At 40.0% G+C, this 20,051-nt stretch carries 13 protein-coding genes; 9 read left to right on the top strand and 4 right to left on the bottom strand.

Annotation, left to right across the window (positions count from 1 at the left end; translation table 11 throughout):
- The first annotated feature begins 307 nt into the window (after nt 1-307).
- Both A2G56_RS04080 and A2G56_RS04075 read left to right on the top strand, forming a co-directional pair.
- Nucleotides 308-1,270 carry a metal ABC transporter solute-binding protein, Zn/Mn family gene (locus tag A2G56_RS04080; RefSeq protein ID WP_099091459.1) on the top strand — a complete coding sequence of 321 codons (963 nt, stop codon included), beginning with the start codon at nt 308-310 and terminating at the stop codon, nt 1,268-1,270.
- Between the two features lie 13 nt (nt 1,271-1,283).
- Complete coding sequence (locus A2G56_RS04075) at nt 1,284-4,115, top strand: pneumococcal-type histidine triad protein (protein ID WP_062709414.1); 2,832 nt, start codon at nt 1,284-1,286, stop codon at nt 4,113-4,115.
- An 820-nt stretch (nt 4,116-4,935) separates the two neighbouring features.
- Here A2G56_RS04075 and citC read toward each other — a convergent pair.
- Entirely contained in the window at nt 4,936-5,988 is a 1,053-nt protein-coding gene (citC, locus tag A2G56_RS04070; RefSeq protein ID WP_062709411.1) for a [citrate (pro-3S)-lyase] ligase, read from the bottom strand.
- Between the two features lie 170 nt (nt 5,989-6,158).
- Here citC and A2G56_RS04065 point away from each other — a divergent pair, with 170 nt between their 5' ends.
- The 3 genes from A2G56_RS04065 to A2G56_RS04055 all read left to right on the top strand — a co-directional run bounded on the left by A2G56_RS04065 (nt 6,159) and on the right by A2G56_RS04055 (nt 13,080).
- Complete coding sequence (locus tag A2G56_RS04065) at nt 6,159-7,226, top strand: AbrB family transcriptional regulator (RefSeq protein ID WP_062709408.1); 1,068 nt, start codon at nt 6,159-6,161, stop codon at nt 7,224-7,226.
- 665 nt (nt 7,227-7,891) lie between these two features.
- Nucleotides 7,892-8,905 carry an adenosine deaminase gene (add, locus tag A2G56_RS04060; protein ID WP_062709405.1) on the top strand — a complete coding sequence of 338 codons (1,014 nt, stop codon included), beginning with the start codon at nt 7,892-7,894 and terminating at the stop codon, nt 8,903-8,905.
- A 182-nt stretch (nt 8,906-9,087) separates the two neighbouring features.
- Nucleotides 9,088-13,080, top strand: a complete 3,993-nt coding sequence (locus A2G56_RS04055; protein ID WP_062709401.1) for a pullulanase — start codon at nt 9,088-9,090, stop codon at nt 13,078-13,080.
- Between the two features lie 357 nt (nt 13,081-13,437).
- On the opposite strand, the gene citG is transcribed toward A2G56_RS04055, so the two are convergent.
- Together citG and A2G56_RS04045 are read right to left on the bottom strand one after the other, a co-directional pair.
- Complete coding sequence (gene citG / locus A2G56_RS04050; RefSeq protein WP_062712434.1) at nt 13,438-14,325, bottom strand: triphosphoribosyl-dephospho-CoA synthase CitG; 888 nt, start codon at nt 14,323-14,325, stop codon at nt 13,438-13,440.
- Entirely contained in the window at nt 14,318-15,013 is a 696-nt protein-coding gene (locus A2G56_RS04045; RefSeq protein ID WP_062709399.1) for a GntR family transcriptional regulator, read from the bottom strand. Before A2G56_RS04045 ends, citG begins: the two co-directional genes overlap by 8 nt.
- A 192-nt stretch (nt 15,014-15,205) precedes the next feature.
- On the opposite strand from A2G56_RS04045, the gene A2G56_RS04040 reads away from it, so the two are divergent.
- From A2G56_RS04040 to A2G56_RS04030, 3 genes are read left to right on the top strand one after another with little or no spacing between them, the layout of a single operon-like run.
- Nucleotides 15,206-15,991, top strand: coding sequence for a TrmB family transcriptional regulator (locus A2G56_RS04040; protein ID WP_062709395.1), 786 nt, complete (start codon nt 15,206-15,208; stop codon nt 15,989-15,991).
- Between the two features lie 12 nt (nt 15,992-16,003).
- The gene (locus tag A2G56_RS04035) at nt 16,004-16,864 is read left to right on the top strand and encodes a sulfite exporter TauE/SafE family protein (RefSeq protein ID WP_062709393.1); all 861 of its coding nucleotides are present in this window, start codon (nt 16,004-16,006) and stop codon (nt 16,862-16,864) included.
- Between the two features lie 17 nt (nt 16,865-16,881).
- A complete protein-coding gene (locus tag A2G56_RS04030; RefSeq protein WP_062709390.1) occupies nt 16,882-17,877 on the top strand; it encodes an ornithine cyclodeaminase family protein in 996 nt (331 codons plus the stop codon).
- A gap of 132 nt (nt 17,878-18,009) precedes the next feature.
- Here the strand turns inward: A2G56_RS04030 and A2G56_RS04025 are convergent, their stop codons facing one another.
- Nucleotides 18,010-19,413 carry a CitMHS family transporter gene (locus A2G56_RS04025; protein WP_062709387.1) on the bottom strand — a complete coding sequence of 468 codons (1,404 nt, stop codon included), beginning with the start codon at nt 19,411-19,413 and terminating at the stop codon, nt 18,010-18,012.
- 290 nt (nt 19,414-19,703) lie between these two features.
- On the opposite strand from A2G56_RS04025, the gene A2G56_RS04020 reads away from it, so the two are divergent.
- The gene (locus tag A2G56_RS04020; protein ID WP_062709386.1) at nt 19,704-20,030 is read left to right on the top strand and encodes a hypothetical protein; all 327 of its coding nucleotides are present in this window, start codon (nt 19,704-19,706) and stop codon (nt 20,028-20,030) included.
- The last annotated feature ends 21 nt before the right edge of the window (nt 20,031-20,051 follow it).

Raw genomic sequence — 20,051 nt, 5'->3', positions numbered from 1 at the left:
AAGACTAATCGACTCCTATGCCGATAGAACTGAAGGTCACTAAATCAAGTTAGCAATGTCTGATGTTAATGAAGAGAGGTTGAGTTCCGACTTAAATATGCCATATTTTAATGGATTCCATTTGACTGATGATCAATGATCTGATTAAGTCATACGGCTTTTTGGTGCTGAAAATTCTGCCTTTACGACAGTGATAGTCAACGATCAGTAAAAAGAGGTTATCAAGATTTTTAAAAAAAAGATTGACAAACCTTTTTTTAAACCATATAATTAACTAGTTAAGTTTATAGTTAACTAGTTAATTATAATGACAGTTATTTATTTTTTGGAAAGGAGTTTAATCTTGAAGAAAAAGCGTTTAGGTTTCGGTGTGTTTATCATCTGTTGCCTATCTTTAGTTTGTCTCTTTGGATGTCACTCTAAGAAGCAAAGCCACGATAAAGGGTTACATATTGTAACTAGTTTTTATCCCATTTATGCCATGACGAAATACGTCTCGGGAGACTTGAACGATGTCCGGATGATTCGCTCAAGTGCAGGTATTCATAGTTTTGAACCATCACCAAATGATGTTGCCGCTATCTATGAAGCTGATTTATTTGTTTACCACTCTCATACTCTAGAGAGTTGGGCTGGTGATTTAGATGCCAACAGTCATCACTCTGATGTGAAAGTGCTAGAAGCTGGTAAAACCTTAAAATTGCAACGAGTGGCTGGTTTGGAAGATATTAAAGCCGATAAGGGGATCGATCCTGCGACTCTTTATGACCCTCATACTTGGTCAGATCCTTTACTTGCTGCTGACGAAGCAGATGTCATTGCCGCTAAATTAAGTCAAGTTGATCCTGAGCACAAAGCCATTTATCAAAAAAATGCTAGCCGCTTTCGTAAGGAGGCTAACAAGATTTATAAAGATTACGAGAAGAAGTTTAAAACCGTTTCATCGCGTACCTTTGTGACGCAACACACAGCCTTTTCGTACGTGGCTAAGCGTTTTGGATTAACTCAGTTAGGGATTGCTGGGATTAGCCCTGAACAAGAACCAACAGCACGACAATTAAAGGAAACAAGAGATTTTATCAATACTTATAAGGTTAAAACGATTTTTGTTGAATCAAATGTGTCTCCTAAGATTGCCCAGACAGTTGCAAAATCAACTGGTGCTAAGCTAAAAATGCTTAGTCCCTTGGAAGCTGATCCTAAAAATAATCGGACTTACCTTGACAATATTAAGGCAAATTTAGACATTCTTTATCAAGAACTGAAATAAACAGGAGGTTAATATGAAACAGAAACAAGTGCTGACTGCTGCAGCAGCCGTTGCTTTATTGGCGAGCGTCTCTAGTTATCAATTGGGACGATATCAAGCTGAACAAAAACACGATAATCAGGTCGCTTATGTTAATGATTCTAAAGCAAACAAGAGCAAGATAGCTAAGCAGAAGGCAGACAAGTCCCCAGAACAGATCAGTAATGAAGAAGGCATCACAGCTGAACAAATCGTGGTAAAAATCACGGATAAAGGCTACGTTACCTCACATGGTGACCATTATCATTACTACAATGGTAAAGTTCCTTATAATGCCTTAATTAGCGAAGAGTTGATGATGAAAGACCCTAATTATGTTTTTAATGAGTCAGACGTTGTCAATGAAGTTAAAGATGGCTACATCATTAAAGTTAATGGGAAGTATTACCTCTATCTTAAAGAAGGTAGCAAGCGAACCAATCTTCGTACTAAGGAACAAATTGCCCAACAAGTCGAAAAAGGGACTTTAGAAGCTAAACAACATGGCGGTAAACATGGTCGTCATTCTTCTTCAAATGCTGGATCTCCTGAGAAGGCAAAAGCGATTAAAGCAGCTAAGAAGGATGGTCGTTATACGACTGATGATGGTTACATTTTCAGTCCGACAGATGTCGTAGAAGATACTGGCGATGCGTTTATTGTACCTCATGGAAATCATTTCCACTATATTCCCAAGGCAGATTTATCAGCTGGTGAATTAGCTGCTGCGCAGTCTTACTGGAATAAGAAATCAGGAAAATCAAATAGCAATCACAGCTCTAAGACACCTATTTCAGCCGCAGCACCTGCTCACAAGACCAAGCAGAAGGCCCCAAGTTATCACAACGATCACCAGGCAGCTGCCCCTTCATCATCAGCTAAGCCAAATACTTCTCAAATAACGAAGCCAAATGCTGGGGCGACTGTCTCAAAACCAAAAATCACAAAGTCTGAAAAGCCAGATTCAGTAGTGAAAGAATCAGTCTTGGACAAGATTTTAAAACGCCTCTATGCCCAGTCATTATCAGAAAGACATGTGGAAAGCGATGGATTGGTTTATGATCCAGCTAAGATTACAAGCTTTACTAAGACAGGGGTTTCTGTTCCACATGGTAACCATTTCCACTTTATCCATTATAAAGACATGTCTCCTTTGGAACTAGAAACGACAAAACAAGTTGCTATCTATCATGGGATTACCATTGAAGGGCTAACGGATAAGAAAGATGATGCTAAACCTAGCTCAAAACCAACAAGTCCTAAGAAAGACGATGCTAAACCTAGCTCAAAACCAACAAGTCCTAAGAAAGATGATGCAACGCCATCGACAGATCCTAAGAAAGATGATGCAACGCCATCGACAGATCCTAAGAAAGAAGACACAGCACCATCGACAGATCCTAAGAAAGAAGACACACCGTCATCAACAGATCCTAAGAAAGAAGATACAGCTTCTCAAAGTTCGAAACCAAATCCATCAAAAACAGATAGCACCAAGCCTATTAAGCCAATTGTTTCAGCCGAAGAGGAAGCACATCATGTTACGCCTAAAGAGGAACGCAAGGGCAAACCAAATAGCCAGATTGTTTACAGTCCAGAAGAAATAGCAGCAGCCAAAGCAGCAGGAAAATACACCACTTCTGATGGCTATATCTTTGATGCCAAAGACATTAAGGAAGATGCTGGTAGTGGTTATGTCATTCCTCATATGACACATGAGCATTGGGTTCCCAAGAAAGATCTTTCTAAAGAAGAATTAAAAGCTGCAGAAGACTTCCTTGCTTCCAAAGAGGAAGAATCAGGCTCTTCAGATGAAGTAAACAAGGTTAGAAAAACAAAAGAAATTTATGAAGCCATTGAACCTAAAGCGATTGTTGATCCAGACGATTTGATTTATGGAATCGCTCAAGCAACACAATATCGTGATGGTACCTTTGTCATTCCTCATAAAAATCATTACCATTATGTCAAGTTAGATTGGTTCGATGAAGATCCAAATATTCTAAAAGACTTCGATAAGACTTATAGCCTTGAAGATTACCTGGCAACGGCTAAATACTATATGATGCACCCTGAAAAACGTCCAAAAGTGAAAGAATGGGGTAATGATGCCCAAATCGCCAAGGATGCTGATAAAGCTGATAAAAAGGAAACGCCTAAGAAGTCAGATAAACAAGCAAGTAAGAAAGAAGTCAAAAAACTGGCACATGAACTCTTTGAAGAAGCAACTCCTAAAAAAATTGTTCCATTAGATCAAATTAGGGCTCATATGGCTTATGCTGTTGGTTACGAGAATAAATACCTGATTGTTCCTCACCTTGATCATTATCACAATGTGCCATTGCATTGGTTTGATGGTGGAAATGGTTGGGAAGCTCCAGAAGGTTACAGCTTGTCTGATCTCTTTTCAACGATAAAATACTATATGCAGCATAGAGATGAGCTTCCAAAAGAAGATGGTTGGGGAGACGATAGCGATCACGGTAAAACCGATACCAGTGAAAACGAGGCGCCAACAACAGAAACTGACGCTAAGACCAATGAGCAAGAAACGAATGACCAAGCAAGTTCTGAAACTGATGCTAATGCAGAAGCAGAAGATGATAGTGAAGAACTAGATGAGTTTGACTTGGCTCTACGTCAACATGCGCAACAGTACGGGATGGATCCTGATACTTTTGAAGATAAACTTCTAAAAATTGCGCTTAAATATGGCGTCAGCATGGAAAACTTCTCATATCCTGGTAATTCAGTGGTTCAGTTGACCAAAACAGATGGTAGCACTGTTCGCGTTAACATTCAGACACTTGAAGAAATCGCGTCTTAATCCTTTCTCATAATTAGCCGAATTTCCAAACAAAGACTGGTTTTTAAAGACCGGACACAATGATTTCAATCTTTGATTTATCAATAGTGAAATCATTGTGTTTTTTGCTGTCGCCAGGAAGTCTAGGAGTTTGTTTCGCGAACTGAGTCATCCTTTGTCAGGTAGCATCATAGGCATCGAAGGGAGTTACGTTTCAAAAAATGCAAACTGTCAGCATAGTAGCTGTCTTTTACTCTTAGACATGCCCCAAGAGCGTCTTCAGCTTTGATTAGTCTTAAGACGACTAAAGTTATGGTTCCATCAGTTTAAAGGTTGAAAAGCCAAATGTTTTTGATGACTGAATTAGCGACTTATTATTGAGTGCTAGTATCAGGCAGTTGGCGAGCATTGGCAATATTAGATGTTAACGATTGTTAAAAAGTTGCTTTTGATAATGAAAGAGCAGATGATCTCGTAAGAGCACACCACATCGAAGCAAGCCTGCGTTTCTGTTCTTCACTAATGGCAGTATTAGGGGATAAAATCGCGTTTTAGATGCTTGACGGCTGTTTCTATGGAGAATCCGTCAATGCCATTTCATGACTTGATAGATTAGAGACGTCCTATCAAAGAATACTTTGCCGGTGCTTGTTGTCATCATGGCTTTGAGTCGATAACTGGCTTTCTGTCGCCTTTTTAAGGAGTGTCAAGAAGTCTCTCTGATCTGTCATTATTGAGTTGCTCGTCAGAATCAGTCTAATGAAACTTTTAGGATATATAGCAAACAGCCTCATCATCCTTGGAGGGGATCTCCCCACAAGAGATATGATGAAGCTGTTTTTTAGTAATGCACGACATTGTCTGCTTTTTTGATCGTATCAATAATAGCTTTCGCTTGGTCGGATTGAAAAAAATCAAGCGTCGTTTTAGGAACAAGTGTTTCCAGCAGTTGCCAATTGTCTTCTTTGAGAGCTAATCGAGCTGTTGAAGCACTGATGAATTGTTCTTGATTGCTTGTCATTTTTCGCGGTACAACAACAAGGTCAATCTGATGCTGTGCTAATTGCTGCACCATGATGTCATTGTAGATAGCAGTAACTTGACTGCTTGGTTCTTCCCCGACATAGCGTTTCGTAATGCATAATCTTTTAGCAATGCTTAAAAAGATCTCGGTGTCTAACAAGGCTTGACTTTCAATCACTTGACTGACTTCTTTTTGGAAATAGCTGGGAAAGGTAGCTTGGCTAATCAGATAAGGCCCAGTTTCGTGGAAAATGATATTGTTCAAATGCGACAATCCAGATAGGATGAGTTTTTGACGAACTGAGAAAGGGATAAGACTCTTATCCTCGCTAACCATAAACAGATGGACCAAATCGTTTTCTGCGGCAGCTTTTTCTACCAGGTATTGATGACCGAGTGTAAAGGGATTGGCGTTAATAACAAGGGCGGCTATCTTATCAGAATCTTCCATAGGCCCCTCCAAAGAGGATAAATAATCTTGGAATCCTGTCTTTTTGTTTTCTAAAAAGCTAATCTTACCATCAATGCGGGCGATCTCAGTGAATCCTAAATCTTTGAAAAATTTGCTTGAGCAAGTTTTGGTGTAGACGAAAAGATGGAAATTGCCAATGGCATATTCTTCCGCAATCAGATGGCTGACGATGCTGTTGAGTAAGCCTTCACCTTGATAATCACTGGAAACACAAAGACAACGCAGGCTGTTACCAAAATAAGAACCTGTTGCGATGACGTGATTATCGTCATTAAAAATAGCACAGGTGTAGTCTAGGTTTTGATCGAGGCGAATATTTTCTTTTCTTAAAAGGTCTTCCACCTTAGCCATATTGGCAATGTCAAAGGGAAAAACTCTAGAAATCTGATGATTGACCATTCCTTCTCCTAACCGTTCAAATCATTTGTCTCCATTATAACACTTCAGATGTTGGAACTTTTCAGGAATAAAAGGAAAGAACAATAGAAAGACAATTGACGCTGCAAAAGTAGAAGTCACAACAGCTGAAAGGTGATAAAATAAAAGGAGTAGTTTAGAAAGAAGATCGTATGATGATAGTGTTGATAACCCTTTTCATTGGTTTATTAGGAGGTTTTATTGGGAAAATCCTGCGCTTTCCAGCACCTTTTATGCTTGGCAGTATGCTTTCAGTAGGTATTTTTTCGATTTTATATGGCGATATAGAACTGTCTTCTAGTTTTAAAATTATTGCTCAGCTTGTCAGTGGCGCTTATATTGGGCAAAATATTACCAAAAGTGACCTTAAACACTTGCCCAAACTTGGCCCATTGATTATTACCCTAATGCTTATCTTTACACTGAATATGCTTATAGTGGGTTTTAGTTTGATAGTGTTTTTTAAATTTGATGCCGCAACGGCCCTCTTGAGTTGTCTTCCCGGTGGCATTATGGACGTGTCTCTGATGAGTATTGATATGGGTGCAGAGCCTGATGTTGTGGCAACCCTTCAAACGGCTCGCTTCGTTGGCATGATGCTCATTTTACCAGCATGGGTTTCTTATTGGACAAAACGAATTGGCAACAAGACAGGTTCTTCGACTGCGCGTGCATCGCAAATAGTTTCTATTAAAAAAGAAAGAGAGAGGGCGAAACCGCGTTTTTGGCACAATGATGGCTTGATTTTGATTCTGTCAACGCTTGGTGGGGTGTTTGGTCTCTGGTTAGGCTTACCGGTGGGAGCTTTAATTGGCTCTGTCCTTGTATCGTCAATCTTAAAAATGACACGAAATACCCAACCATTACCTAGAAACTATCGCTTCGCTGCGCAAGTGCTTGCAGGATCGCTTATCGGAACTAGTTTTTCACACGATAGCCTTCTTCACATGGGCACACTTGTCATTCCTATTTTGTTACTTTTAGGAAGTTATTTAGTCATCAATGTTTTCTTTGGTAAGTGGATAGCGAAAACAGGTCTGCTAGATGTGCAGTCGGCACTCTTTGCCTCCTCTCCAGCAGGTGCAACAGACATGTCGCTCTTGGCTGGCGATTTAGGCGGAGATATGCCCAAGATTGCAACCATTCAAATTTGTCGTACCCTCTATACGGTGCTGATCATGCCCTTAATTGTTAAGCTTATCCTTAACATCATGATGTAAAAACGTTGTAAGAAGCTAAGATTACAACGTTTTTTTATAAGTTTTTTTAAGAAAACCCTCTGATTTTCGAAAAGCAAGCAAGGACATCTGAATATCATGTTATCGTCACATGAAGCAAGAACAGAGCGAAACGGCATCACAATTAGGTCATGCTATTTTGGGAGATGTTCTGAAAATCTAGTGAATACACCATTCCGATCTTAGATCAAAGTGGTAGGATTTCATTATAGAACAGACAGTTTTACGTCAGACCAATGCAGCGTAGACTGATTTTCTAGAGATGTTACTAAGCCTCAAAAAGTTGGCTACTAGCTGCTTTTAGCACGGAAGTAAGGAGTCTTACCAATGGCTAGGAAGGTAAGTCACTCATGACCTAGGATAATGTACTGGTCCCGTCTCTTGGAGGAAGCCTTTTTATCTTGATATTTATTTTAATGCGTTTAATGGATTATAAATTTTAGAGTATTTATGATGTGTTTGCTTGGATTAAATATTAGAAAAACGCCACTTTTTTTAAGTGATGAGTGTTGATAGAGTAATTCTTATAGTTTTTTTGAAAGTAAGTATAAATTAATATAAATAACACGAAATCTTACTTGTTTTTTATTGAAATTTAATTTAAATGTGGTATGATAGAAAAAAATAAACAAATATAGAGGTGACAAATGAAGGAAACAATGCTCCATACATTAGTGAAAACAGAACTTCATTGCCATTTAGATGGTTCTTTATCTCTAGGGACCATTCGACAATTGGCAGAGATGGCACAGATTTCTTTGCCTCCTCATGATGAGGAGTTAAGGGCCCTAGTGACAGCACCAAAGCAGACGGAATCTCTGCTGGATTACCTGACTGTGTTCGATTTTATTCGTCCCTTACTCCAGACTAAGGAAGCGCTTCGGCTAGCTGCCTATGATGTGGCAGCTCAAGCGGCACAAGAGAATGTTCTCTATATGGAAATTCGCTTTGCCCCTGAATTGTCTAGGGATCAAGGACTAACTGCCTTAGAGACGGTTGAAGCAGTTTTGGAAGGCCTCAAAGAAGCAGAAGCAGAGTTTGGAATTGTTGCTAAAGTCTTGGTCTGTGGCTTGAAACAAAGCCCACCCGAACAGACACAGGCAATCTTTAAAGAAGTTGCAAGCCTAGCCCGAGAGGGTTTGGCGGGATTTGACTTTGCAGGAAATGAAGCAGATTTTCCGACCCAAGCACTGGAAGAAGCGATTAAGGAGACGCAGACACTTGGTTTGCCCCTAACCTTTCACGCCGGAGAATGTGGATGTGTTGCCAATGTCGCTCATGCTATGCAACTTGGTATTTCTCGGATTGGTCACGGAACAGCTCTTTTGAAAGATCGTCAAGTAATGGAAACCCTTGTCCAATCTGGTACGACGGTTGAGATGTGTTTGACGAGTAACTTGCAGACAAGAGCAGCTCAAACGCTGGCAGATTTCCCTTACCAAGCCCTCTATGACCTGGGGGCCAATATCACGATTAACACGGATAATCGCACGGTATCAGACACCAATTTAACCAAGGAGTATGCTCTGTTTGTTGAGCATTTTAACACTAGCAAGACAGACTTTTATCACTTTAACCAGAATGCTATTAGGGCCAGCTTCACAACGGAAGAAGAAAAAGATAAACTCCTGAAAAAATTGGACCAAGCCTACCAAGACTAAATAAGATTAACAGAACATCACGAGACGATCAGATCGTGATGTTTTTATATCCATTGGCTAAAAAATTTATCCGTACACCTTTTTATAGGTTTAAATGAAAGCCTTTACATCATCTGAGATAAAGAGTATAATAAACGAGTAAAGCAAGCGCTTGCACAGATATTATTTTTGGAGGTTTCTGAATGAAACAAGAAACATTTAGCAAGGAACGGCAGCATTTTGGCTTGCGGACGTTAAAATGTGGGACTGCCTCAGTTCTTTTGTCGGTCAGTTTTTGTGCTTTTGGTGGACAGGTTGTCCAGGCGGAAGAACCAGCTGTAGCTAACACCAATCTACAGGTAGAATCCTCGGTAGCTGCTGAGGATACAGCAGGAAGCCCTGATCAGACAGGAGATAAGGAGGTGGTAGAGCCTCTACCTGAAGAGACGACAAGGAACATCAATAATACTTCTGATCAAGCAGTATTGACACAGCCAGAAGAAAAAACTGATACAGTAAAGGCCTCTGCAACTCAGGAAGAAACTTTAGCAACCGCTGATAAGGTCCAAGAAGGTTCTATCCGTATGCATTTCAAGAAATTACCATCTGATAATCCAGCCAGCCTTGGTCTGTGGACATGGGACGATGTGGAGCAACCATCTAGCCAGAAAGGTTCTTGGCCCACAGGGGCAACCAGCTTTTCAGAAGCTAAGACGGATGACTACGGGCATTACTTAGATGTACCACTATCGGCAGAAAAACGAGAAAAAATTAGCTTTTTAATCAATAATACGGCGGGTGACAACCTGACAGGAGATAAGAGTGTTGATCTCATTAGTCCTAAGATGAATGAAGTCTGGCTTGATGAAAAGTATAAAGCCTACCCTTATGAGCCAATCGCAGAAGGGATGGTGCGGATTAATTACCTGCGTTCAGACAAGAATTATGACCGTAAATCCTTGTGGTTGTGGGGAGATGTTGAACAGCCTACGACAGACTGGCCTAACGGGATTGATTTTGCCAAGCAGGGGAAGTATGGGGCTTATGTTGATGTCAAATTAGCTGATCTAGCTAAATCAATCGGCTTTTTATTACTAGATGAGAGCAAATCAGGCGATGACGTGAAGATTCAACCAAATGATTATCATTTTACAGATTTGAAAAACCATCGTCAGCTTTTCTTGAGAGATGTCGATCCTACGATTTATACCAATCCTTATTTCGTGAATGATATCCGCATGACTGGAGCGCAGCATGTTAGCTTAACTGAGATTGAGACGACCTTTACTAACTTTGAAAATCTCAAAAAAGAAGCTATTTTAAAGAATATGCAGGTCAAAAATAAGGACAATCAGCCTGTATCAATCAAGGACCTTATCTTAGATAACAAGGCAAAAAAAGTGATTCTTCAGGGAGAATTTGGGCAGGCAGATGCACCTTATACCATAACTTACGGCAGTGAGCAATTTAAGACAGGCATCAATTGGCAGTTAAAAGATAGCCTCTATCAATTTGACGGTGAGCTAGGAGCTCGTGTGACGGAAAATGGTCAGAAAGTGGCAGTTACCGTGTGGTCACCAAGTGCAGATCAGGTCTCACTAGTGGTCTATGATAAGGTGGACCAGAGCAAGGTTGTCGGACGAGTAGCCATGGTTAAGGGGGAAAAAGGTACTTGGAACGCGACTTTGACAAGCAATAGTGGTTTAGGTATTACGGACTATCGCAGCTATTACTACCATTATGACATTAAGCGAGGTGATAAGTCTGTCTTAACTTTGGATCCTTATGCCAAGTCTTTAGCGGCTTGGAATAGCGATTTAGCAGAGAAAGATCCCTCTTATAAGATAGCCAAAGCAGCCTTTATAAACCCAGCAGAAGTCGGACCAAAAGATTTGACTTATGCTACTATTCCAGGCTTTAAAGACCGCAAAGATGCGGTGATTTATGAGACCAATGTTCGTGATTTTACATCTGATCAAGCGATTGCAACTAATTTGAAGTCACAGTTTGGAACTTTCTCAGCTTTTGTGGAGAAATTGGATTACCTAAAACATTTGGGCGTGACCCACATTCAGTTGCTGCCTGTCCTTAGTTATTACTATGTCAATGAACTCAAAAATGCAGAGCGGATGGATGAGTATGCTTCCAGCAACAGCAATTATAACTGGGGCTATGATCCGCAAAATTATTTCTCTCTAACAGGTATGTATTCAAGTAATCCGACTGATCCGAGTGCGCGCATTGCAGAATTTAAAGAACTGGTCAATGAAATTCACAAGCGTGGTATGGGAGTCATCTTGGATGTCGTCTATAATCATACGGCGAAAACAGCTATTTTTGAGGATTTAGAGCCAAATTATTATCACTTTATGGATGCCGATGGTACTCCAAGAACCAGTTATGGAGGCGGTCGTTTGGGAACGACTCACTATATGAGCCGTCGGGTTTTGGTGGACTCGATTAAATACCTAACTGACGAATATAAAGTGGATGGTTTCCGTTTTGACTTAATGGGAGATCATGATGCTGAAACCATTCAAAAAGCTTATGATGCGGCGAGAAAACTCAATCCAAATCTGATGATGTTAGGTGAGGGTTGGGTGACTTATTCAGGTGATGAAAATAAACCTGTCCAGCCAGCAGATCAGTCTTGGATGAAATCCACTAATTCTGCGGCAGTATTTTCAGACGATATTCGCAATACGATGAAATCAGGTTACCCTAATGAAGGTACGCCTGCCTTTATCACAAATGGTAAGCAGGATATCGAAAAAATCTTCCGTAATATCAAGGCACAACCAACGAACTTTGAAGCAGATGATCCTGGTGATGTCATCCAGTATATCGCAGCGCACGACAATCTGACCTTGTTTGATATTATCGCCCAATCTATCAAAAAAGATCCTGCTAAGCCAGAAAATGAGAAGGAGATTCATCGTCGACTCCGCCTGGGGAATCTCCTGGTCTTGACCTCTCAAGGGACACCATTTATCCATTCAGGTCAAGAATACGGTCGAACCAAGCAATTCCGTCATCCAGACTATCGCACACCTGTTTCAGAGGATAAGGTGCCAAATAAGTCTCACCTTTTGACTAATGAAGATGGTAGTCCATTTGATTATCCATATTTTATTCATGATTCCTATGATTCGAGCGATGCGGTCAATCATTTTGACTGGAGCAAGGCGACAGACAGTACAGCTTATCCTGAACATACAAAAAGTCGTGCCTATACAGCAGGCTTGATTGCTCTTCGGAAATCAACAGATGCCTTCAAACTCCCATCAAAAGAGGAAGTGGACAAACGGGTGACCTTGCTGACAGAAGCAGGCAAAGACGGTGTCGAAAAAGAAGACCTCGTTTTAGGTTACCAGACTGTTGCAAGCAATGGCGATGTCTATCTGGTCTTTGTCAATGCCGATACTAAGGCGCGTAACTTTACAGTTGGCCAATCTCTGAAGGCTGCAGCCGTGCTAGCAGATGGTAACCAAGCAGGTACTAAAGCTATTCAAGTACCAGAGGGTGTACAGATCACCCAAAATGGTTTGACCCTTGCGCCACTGACCGCAACTGTTTTGCGGATTGCAAAAGAAGATGTGCAGGTACCACCGAGTGGAGAAAAGATTGTCAAAGGGTCAGTCATTATTGAATATCGTGATATTAACGATCGTATATTGAAAGACAATGCCCTTGTTCACTATAATGCAGCGGTCGATACTGCCTATGATGCGGAAAAATCCGAACATAAAACACAGACGATTGTGGGCTATGATGGCAAAACTTACAAATTGGTCCCAGCGGGAACTTACAAGGTTGGAGAGGTAGATGACAATAGTCATTTAGTATCATCAGCTCCTACAACTGGTCACGTGGTAGGAAATACTACCCTGATTGTTACCTATGTTTACCAAGAAGTCCTAGAGTTATCGGAGACTCCAGACGATTCACAACCAAGATGGCAGACAGATCCTCAAAAACCGTTACCGTCAAGTTCTATTCAGGAATCCAAAGATTTAGAGACGCTAAAAGTAAGTGAACCGTCACAACCGCAAGACGAGTTAGGATCAATAAACACAGAGCGTCAGAAAGACCTACCAAAAACAGGTAGCGAGTCTTCAGCGACAGGATTCTGGTCAGGTATCTTATCACTCGTAGTAGGACTAGCCGTCATTAAGAAAAATAAAAAGACCGAGTAATGCACTCTTGCCAAAATAGTCTATACTAAAAGTGTTTCATTTTAGAGATTCTTTACTAGCTATGCTTATGAAGTTGATAAGATGATAACAAATGAACGAGATAGTTTTTTCTGTTAAACAGAATGCTATTTTGTTCGTTTTTTTATTTTTTGTCAGGGGGTGTTCCTAGACGTTATCCGAGAAAGTGGTGCACAGGGGAATGCCGTTTCATGAGATTTGACTGGTTGGGCTGACTCATAACCTTGGAACAGGCTGCCGGTCCACATCAGTAGTTTTGATTTTTTGGGGACAGACATTCAAAAGCCCTATCATTTCTGCAGTGGGGTAACCTAGGACAGACATGATAGAGCTATTTTTTTAGATAAGTTCTTCAAGAAAAGCAAAGAAAAGTGTGAGAGCAAGAAGGTCAGCAGAACCACCGGGACTCAGATGACGATTAATCAAGATGGTATTATATTCCGAAATAGCTTTTTTCAAAGCTGCATCAGATAAATGGTGATCCAGAAGTTGCGCAGCTTCTTTTTTGACCGTTTGCCAGGCTGCAATGCCTCCCCTGTGGATAAGATTACCATCTTCGACAAAAGTCATGAGATAAAGTAGCAGTTTTAACTGGACGTCGTCCTTTGGTCCCCTTTGTTGTATCTCATGTCTTAAAAAAGGAAGGGCTTTTGTTATCACGGTTGGAAAACCGGCACTAGCTTCTCCACGAGGACCTGTTATGCCATAGTCTAAATAAAGTCTTTCGCCATAGCTTAGATGTTTTTTAGTTTCTAAATCTTTCAAATCCATGGCTAAAACGTCTGAACAAAGTTCAGCAGCGACTTGGCCTATGGCGCAGCTATCTTCTTTAGAAAAGCGATAATCTTTGGTTAGGTTTCGTCCAGTTTGAGCTAGCCATCTGCCTGTTGCCCCTAAGATAACGGCTAACGAAAAATTAACCCCTTTATGAGTATTGATACCCTTTGTTACCGTAAACATGGCTTTTTCAGCTGCAATCCCAGTTTGCCTTAGTTGCTGAAAGACTGCTTGAGGGGATTGATCGCTGGTATCAAAACCTATGGTCAAATAGGACTCAAAGAAGGGTGCCAGAGAAAGAGCGCTATCTATGAAGGTTTGAAAAGTCATATCGTCATGAGCACCATTGTCAAAACGATCCACCAAGCCTGGTTTTGGGCTAAGGGAAACTTCGTAGAGTAGTGATTTGAGAGCAGCGCGGCTAATGTTATCGAGGAGTTTTCTAGTCATTTGGGTGAGCATCCATCTCTTGTAGGATAAAGGTTAGCGAACGGTCGAGGTGCTGGTGCGTTATTTCCGTAACTTTTTCAGCATTTTGGTCTTTCATATGATGATAAATGTCCCAGTGTTCACTCAGAGCTAGTTGACGACGTTCCGTAGATGAGATTGAAATTTCTCTAAAGTAAGTTAGGTAGGTTTGGAGCTCGCTGACAATTTCCCTTAAGCGGACCATACGACTTTTTTCATAAATACAGTTGTTAAATTGGTTGAAATTGTCTAAAATCTGCTCAACATCGCCATCAACGATAAAAGTTTCGCAATCTGTTAAGATAGCTTTCATATCGTCAAAATCATCTGAGGACATTTTCTTCATAGCTGTTATGCTAGCCAAGGTATCTAAAGACTTACGAATTTCAAAAATTTCCATAGCATCTTCAATACTGACTCCTTTAACAATAATCCCTTTCTTGGGGATGTGCTCGACCAATTTTTCTTCTAAAAGTTGAGCTAGCGCATAGCGGATAGGTGTTCGGCTAATGTTTAACTCCAGTGAAAATTCTTTTTCATTGATCCGACTTCCAGCAGGAATTTCGCGTAGAATAATAGTCTTTCGTAGCGCTTCATAAAAGAGCTGTTTTAAGGGAAGATTTTGATTGAGATCTAGATTTGCTTTAACAGATTCGATAATTGGGTTCATAAGGTATCCTTTCTATCTTTTTATTATAACGAAAATCTATAAAAGAGTGTGTATTTTTGAAAAGTGAGAGCTCAATAACAACCATCATTTTCAAAGAAAGTTAAAAAAATCACAAAAAACCATTGACTTAAAACGGTTTCAAAATTATAATAGTTACTGTAAGTAGCTACTACATTATTAAAAGGAGTCCATATGTTGGTACAAAAAATGAAACAGTTCGGTTATACAGAATCTGAAACCAATATTTACCTTAGTTTGATTGAACATGGCCTGATGACTGGATATGAAGTTAGCAAAAAATCTGGTGTTCCAAGGTCCAAGGTATACAATTACTTAGAAATATTGGTTAAAAAGGGAGCCGTTCTAGTTAATAAAAGTGAACCTAAAATGTACTCAGCCTTATCGCCAGAGGAGTTTGTGGGAATGTTAAAACACTCAACCCTTAGCGATATTGACTACTTAGATGAACACTTGTCAGATATTAGAAGGAAAGAAGCAGACACGCTTTTGTGGCAATTAGAAAGTAAAGAGTCCGTTTTATTAAAAATGCTGTATATGATTGAGCATGCACAATCGAGCCTTTACATTCAAATATGGGATGATACACTTACGCCATCTATTACAAAAGCTTTAGAAGAAGCAGAATCGCGTTTAGATGACTTCGTCTGTATTTTATTCAGTGCAAGTGGGCGTTACAACTTACCCTTCAAACGTTTTTATCAGCATGGTTTTGAAGATGAAAAGCGTAAAGACATGGGTGGTCGTTGGGTGAATTTAGTCTGTGACGATGATATTATTTTATTTGGAACGCTGGATGACCACTGTGATGTCATCTGGACTCACAATGTTGCTATGCGTCTGTTAGCTAAAGAGTACATCAAGCATGATGCCTACACCTTGAAAATCATTCAAGAGCATGGCGTTGATTTGCGCAACGATTATGGTGAAAACTTTGAGGGGATTCGCGATATTTATTAGTGGAGTTACCCTATGTTATTTAAAAATATATTATTATTACTTGTTGTTATTGTAAATGCTTATTTCACTGTTATTTTGATAGCAGATTTATTAAAGCATAGACATGAAGTCATGGCTGAGGAAGCCAGTACCTTGGCTTTACCATTTAGCAGTGCGATAATGTTCTTCTTATCAACTATTGGTATTTCAGACTTTGCAATTAGTACCAGCTTATATCCTAAATTGAACTGGACTAGTGTTAAAAAATTACCTGGAACTTTAAATACCCAATGTACTATACCAGTTGCTATTATGGCATTAGCCTATATTACTAATATTAAAGTCGGTATTATAACCCTTGTGACCTGTATTATCAGCCAGATGATTGGTTCTTATTTTGGAGCGAAATTAGCTGTCAAGCTACCAGCAGATAAGTTAAAAATTTCAATTGGTATTGGTATGATTGTTGCGGCGCTTATTATCTTTGGTGGAAAATTTGGGTTATTACCTGGAGGTGGAACAGCAACAGAACTAACAGGTATTAAACTGGTGATAGCTGCTGTTGCCTTGGCAATTTTTGGCGCCTTAAATAACATTGGTATTGGTTCATATGCGCTCACAATGATTACCGTGTATTTGTTAGGTTTGAATCCAGCAGTTGCTTTTCCAATTATGATGGGTTCTGCCACTTTCTCAGTACCGGTAGGCAGTGTGCAATTTGTTAAATCCGGTGAATATAGCCGAAAAATCACCTTGTTTACGTCAACATTTGGCGTGATGGGTGTGCTTTGTGCAGTTTTTATTGTTACACAGCTAAATACTGAACTATTACAATGGTTTGTAGCATTTATACTCCTGTATAGTGCTTATGGTATGCTAAAGGAAAAAGTCTAAGAAAGGAGAATCTAAACATGCTTATTCTAACAAAACAAGATATTCAAGAATGCTTCTCAATGAAGGATGCTATTTTAGCAGCCAAAGAAGCTTCTCAGCTTTACTCTTCTGGAAAGGCAGTTGTGCCACTTCGTACCAATTTGGATGTTAAGCATTTTCAAGGTCAAAGTTTGTATATGCCAGCTGTCACCGAAGGAAATCAAAATGCTCTTGGTGTCAAAATTGTATCGGTGTATCCTAATAATATTGAAAAAGGCTTGCCATCGGTACCTGCTACCATGGTAGCTCTTGATCCAGAGACAGGTATTGTTTCTGCTATTTTGGATGGAACTTATTTGACGCAATTACGTACAGCAGCTATTCAGGGAGCTGCAACAGAGGAGCTGGCTAATCCAGAGGCCAAGATTGGTGGTCTTATTGGTACTGGTGGTCAAGGTTATCAGCAAGCTATCGCTATGATGACGGCACGTCAATTAGAAATATTAAACGTGTTTGATATTGACTTTGAACGTGCAAAAAGGTTTGCTGATAAACTCGCTCGAGAGATGAAAGACCACTTTAAAACGACTATTGTTGCTGTTGAAACAGCGGAAGAAGCTGTTCGAGATGCTGATGTAGTGACGACTGTAACAACATCTAAAGTAAACACTTTCCAAGCGGATTGGATTAAAGAAGGAGCACATGTCAATGGCATCGGTGCTTATACGCCTGAGATGTTAGAGTTGCCAATGGATCTATTAGTTAAGGCAGATGCAGTTGTTTTTGATACTAATGATGGTGTATTAGCTGAAGCAGGAGACATTCAATCTCCTATCAAAACGGGTTTATTAACTGAAAGTGACTACACTGGTGAACTCGGTCAACTGCTATTGGGGCATATCAAGGGTAGAGAATCAGATAAGGATATTACGGTATTTAAGAGTGTAGGCTCCGCAGTTCTTGATATTGTGACGGCACAGCTGATCGTTGAAAAAGCAAAAGAAAAAGGCATTGGAACAGCTTTTCAATTTTAGTATAATACCCAGTAAGGTTTTAACTGAAATGGTGACAGTTATGGATTAATTTACGCCATAGATTAGTTATCAACGAAACGATTGTAAAAAGGATTGGACAATATTCCAATCCTTTTTAGTTCCTATTATTGTTTACTGTGGTAGGTAAACTGGCATACGTCCCATCAAGATAACGGTTATGATGAAAATGATGAAGATGACAAATGCGTATTTTGCTGAGGTTTTTTGCCATTCTCCCATATCCAATCCTGTTAAACGAAGGAGAAGATAGATGAAGGCAACGAGTGGACTGAGTAGGTGGAAGGCTTGCCCCATGAGGGAAGCAAGGGCCATCGACATGTTATCAAATCCATATTGCGCACCAGCTTGGGCCAAGACAGGCATGATACCGTAGTAAAATCCATCGTTTGAAAGGAAGAAAGTACCTGGTGCAGAGATGAGAGCAATGATAATGCCCCAGAATCCGGCGAGTTGTTTAGGAATGATGGTCGCAAAGCTTTGGGCAAGAGCACCAGCCATACCTGAACCTTGGAAGAGCCCCATGAAAACACCAGCGGCGAAGACCAAGATAACAACTTGAACCGCGTTGTCAGCATTGTCCCCAATACGTTTGGATTGGTCTTTTAATTTTGGGTAGTTAAACATGAGCGCAATACATGTCCCTACTGCGAAAAGAAGAAGTGGTTCAACTTTGACTGCATCAACGAATGATCCAGCAACCAACCAGGCAATTAAAATGATCGTTAAGATACCATTGAAAAGGAAATTTTGAGGACGACGAATAGCAATGGTATCTGGGTCTGTAATGTCTGTTAATTTACGTACTTCAGCTTCCGATAATTCCTTAACACCGAGGCGTTTGCGTTCTTTTTTACCCATGCTACGTGCTACGATAAAGATGACATAAAGAACTGAAAGTATCATACCAGGAGCCAGGTAACCAAGGATTTCGGCACCAACACCAAGGACAGACATGGCGCGTGCTGTTGGTCCACCCCAAGGAAGTAGGTTCATAATAGTATTTTGAAGGATAATCAAAACACCAAGATTCATGACATTCATGTTGAGTTTTTTGTAGATAGGTAAGAAAGCTGAGACAACGATAAGCGTCGTTGTCGTTCCATCACCATTAAGCGAAACAGCAGCTGATACAATGGCTGTCGCCATTAAGACTTTCATCGGATCGCCTTTAGCGAAGCGAATCATTTTCTCAGTGATTGGGTCAAAAAGACCGGCATCAAGCATGATGGAGAAGTATAAAATAGCAAACAGGAGCATAATACCTGTTTTAGCAGTGCCGTTGATACCGTACATAACCATCGGACCGACAGCCGTTAAGTTGTTTGCAAGTTTATTGTCTCCTAAGAATTCTGCGAAACTAGCATCTAAGCCAAAGTCAGCAGCACCAGTATAAATGGCGATGATGGTAAATAGTAATGGGACAATAACCAAGGATGTCAACGGTGACATTTTTTTCTTCATGACCACAAACATGAAGACGATAATCATAGCATAAGCTAATATGGTAAGAAGCATAGTTTTTCTCCTTGAATTTATAATTATTATATTTAGCTAATATATAACAAAATGATTTTACAACCCAAGTATAATTGAAAGCGTTTAATTTTGAAAGACCAATGGACGATAAAAAACACAAAAAGAACATCTTGAAAATGATTCTGTTAAGATTTGGAAGCGTTTTTTCAAAAAAACACAAAAAAGCCACTCATATCAAAAAACATGTTATATAATAATTTTAGAAGGGTTAAGAAATGCTTTTTTAACCACACTTTTTTGGAATTCTATGATGTTAGAAAGGAGAAGCTATGGGGATTTTAAAACGGTTATTTTCAAAATCCAAGGAATCACACAACTTTCCTAAGAGTGAAGAAAACAATCGTAGCTATTCAGTTGTAGAGGAGTGGGAAGACGTACCAGCCTATATACCAGCGACTTCAGAGGACTTTCAACTGGTCAGTGTCATCGCCTCAAGCATAGCTGCAGGAGATAACCCAGATAGTCAGTTTAAGGTTAAACGGATTTTAAAACGAAACCCTGAAAGTTTGATCGTCTCACTGCTTGCCTCAAGTATCGCCGCAGGAGATAACCCTGATAGCCAGTTTGTTGTTAAATCAATCAAACGTAAAAAATAAGAAGAAAAATAAGGAGACAAT

Origin of the sequence: Streptococcus halotolerans (assembly GCF_001598035.1) — a bacterium.
Lineage (GTDB): Bacteria > Bacillota > Bacilli > Lactobacillales > Streptococcaceae > Streptococcus > Streptococcus halotolerans.
The sequence above is the reverse complement of the archived record's forward strand: the minus strand, read 5'-3'. Positions and strand labels throughout refer to the sequence as shown.

Coding starts and splice junctions, on each gene's coding strand:
- A2G56_RS04075 (WP_062709414.1), top strand. CDS start 1,284: ATGAAACAGAAACAAGTGCTGACTGCTGCAGCAGCCGTTGCTTTATTG.
- A2G56_RS04040 (WP_062709395.1), top strand. CDS start 15,206: ATGTTGGTACAAAAAATGAAACAGTTCGGTTATACAGAATCTGAAACC.
- citG (WP_062712434.1), bottom strand. CDS start 14,325: ATGACTAGAAAACTCCTCGATAACATTAGCCGCGCTGCTCTCAAATCA.
- A2G56_RS04065 (WP_062709408.1), top strand. CDS start 6,159: ATGATGATAGTGTTGATAACCCTTTTCATTGGTTTATTAGGAGGTTTT.
- citC (WP_062709411.1), bottom strand. CDS start 5,988: ATGGTCAATCATCAGATTTCTAGAGTTTTTCCCTTTGACATTGCCAAT.
- A2G56_RS04080 (WP_099091459.1), top strand. CDS start 308: ATGACAGTTATTTATTTTTTGGAAAGGAGTTTAATCTTGAAGAAAAAG.
- add (WP_062709405.1), top strand. CDS start 7,892: ATGAAGGAAACAATGCTCCATACATTAGTGAAAACAGAACTTCATTGC.
- A2G56_RS04045 (WP_062709399.1), bottom strand. CDS start 15,013: ATGAACCCAATTATCGAATCTGTTAAAGCAAATCTAGATCTCAATCAA.
- A2G56_RS04020 (WP_062709386.1), top strand. CDS start 19,704: ATGGGGATTTTAAAACGGTTATTTTCAAAATCCAAGGAATCACACAAC.
- A2G56_RS04055 (WP_062709401.1), top strand. CDS start 9,088: ATGAAACAAGAAACATTTAGCAAGGAACGGCAGCATTTTGGCTTGCGG.
- A2G56_RS04025 (WP_062709387.1), bottom strand. CDS start 19,413: ATGCTTCTTACCATATTAGCTTATGCTATGATTATCGTCTTCATGTTT.
- A2G56_RS04030 (WP_062709390.1), top strand. CDS start 16,882: ATGCTTATTCTAACAAAACAAGATATTCAAGAATGCTTCTCAATGAAG.
- A2G56_RS04035 (WP_062709393.1), top strand. CDS start 16,004: ATGTTATTTAAAAATATATTATTATTACTTGTTGTTATTGTAAATGCT.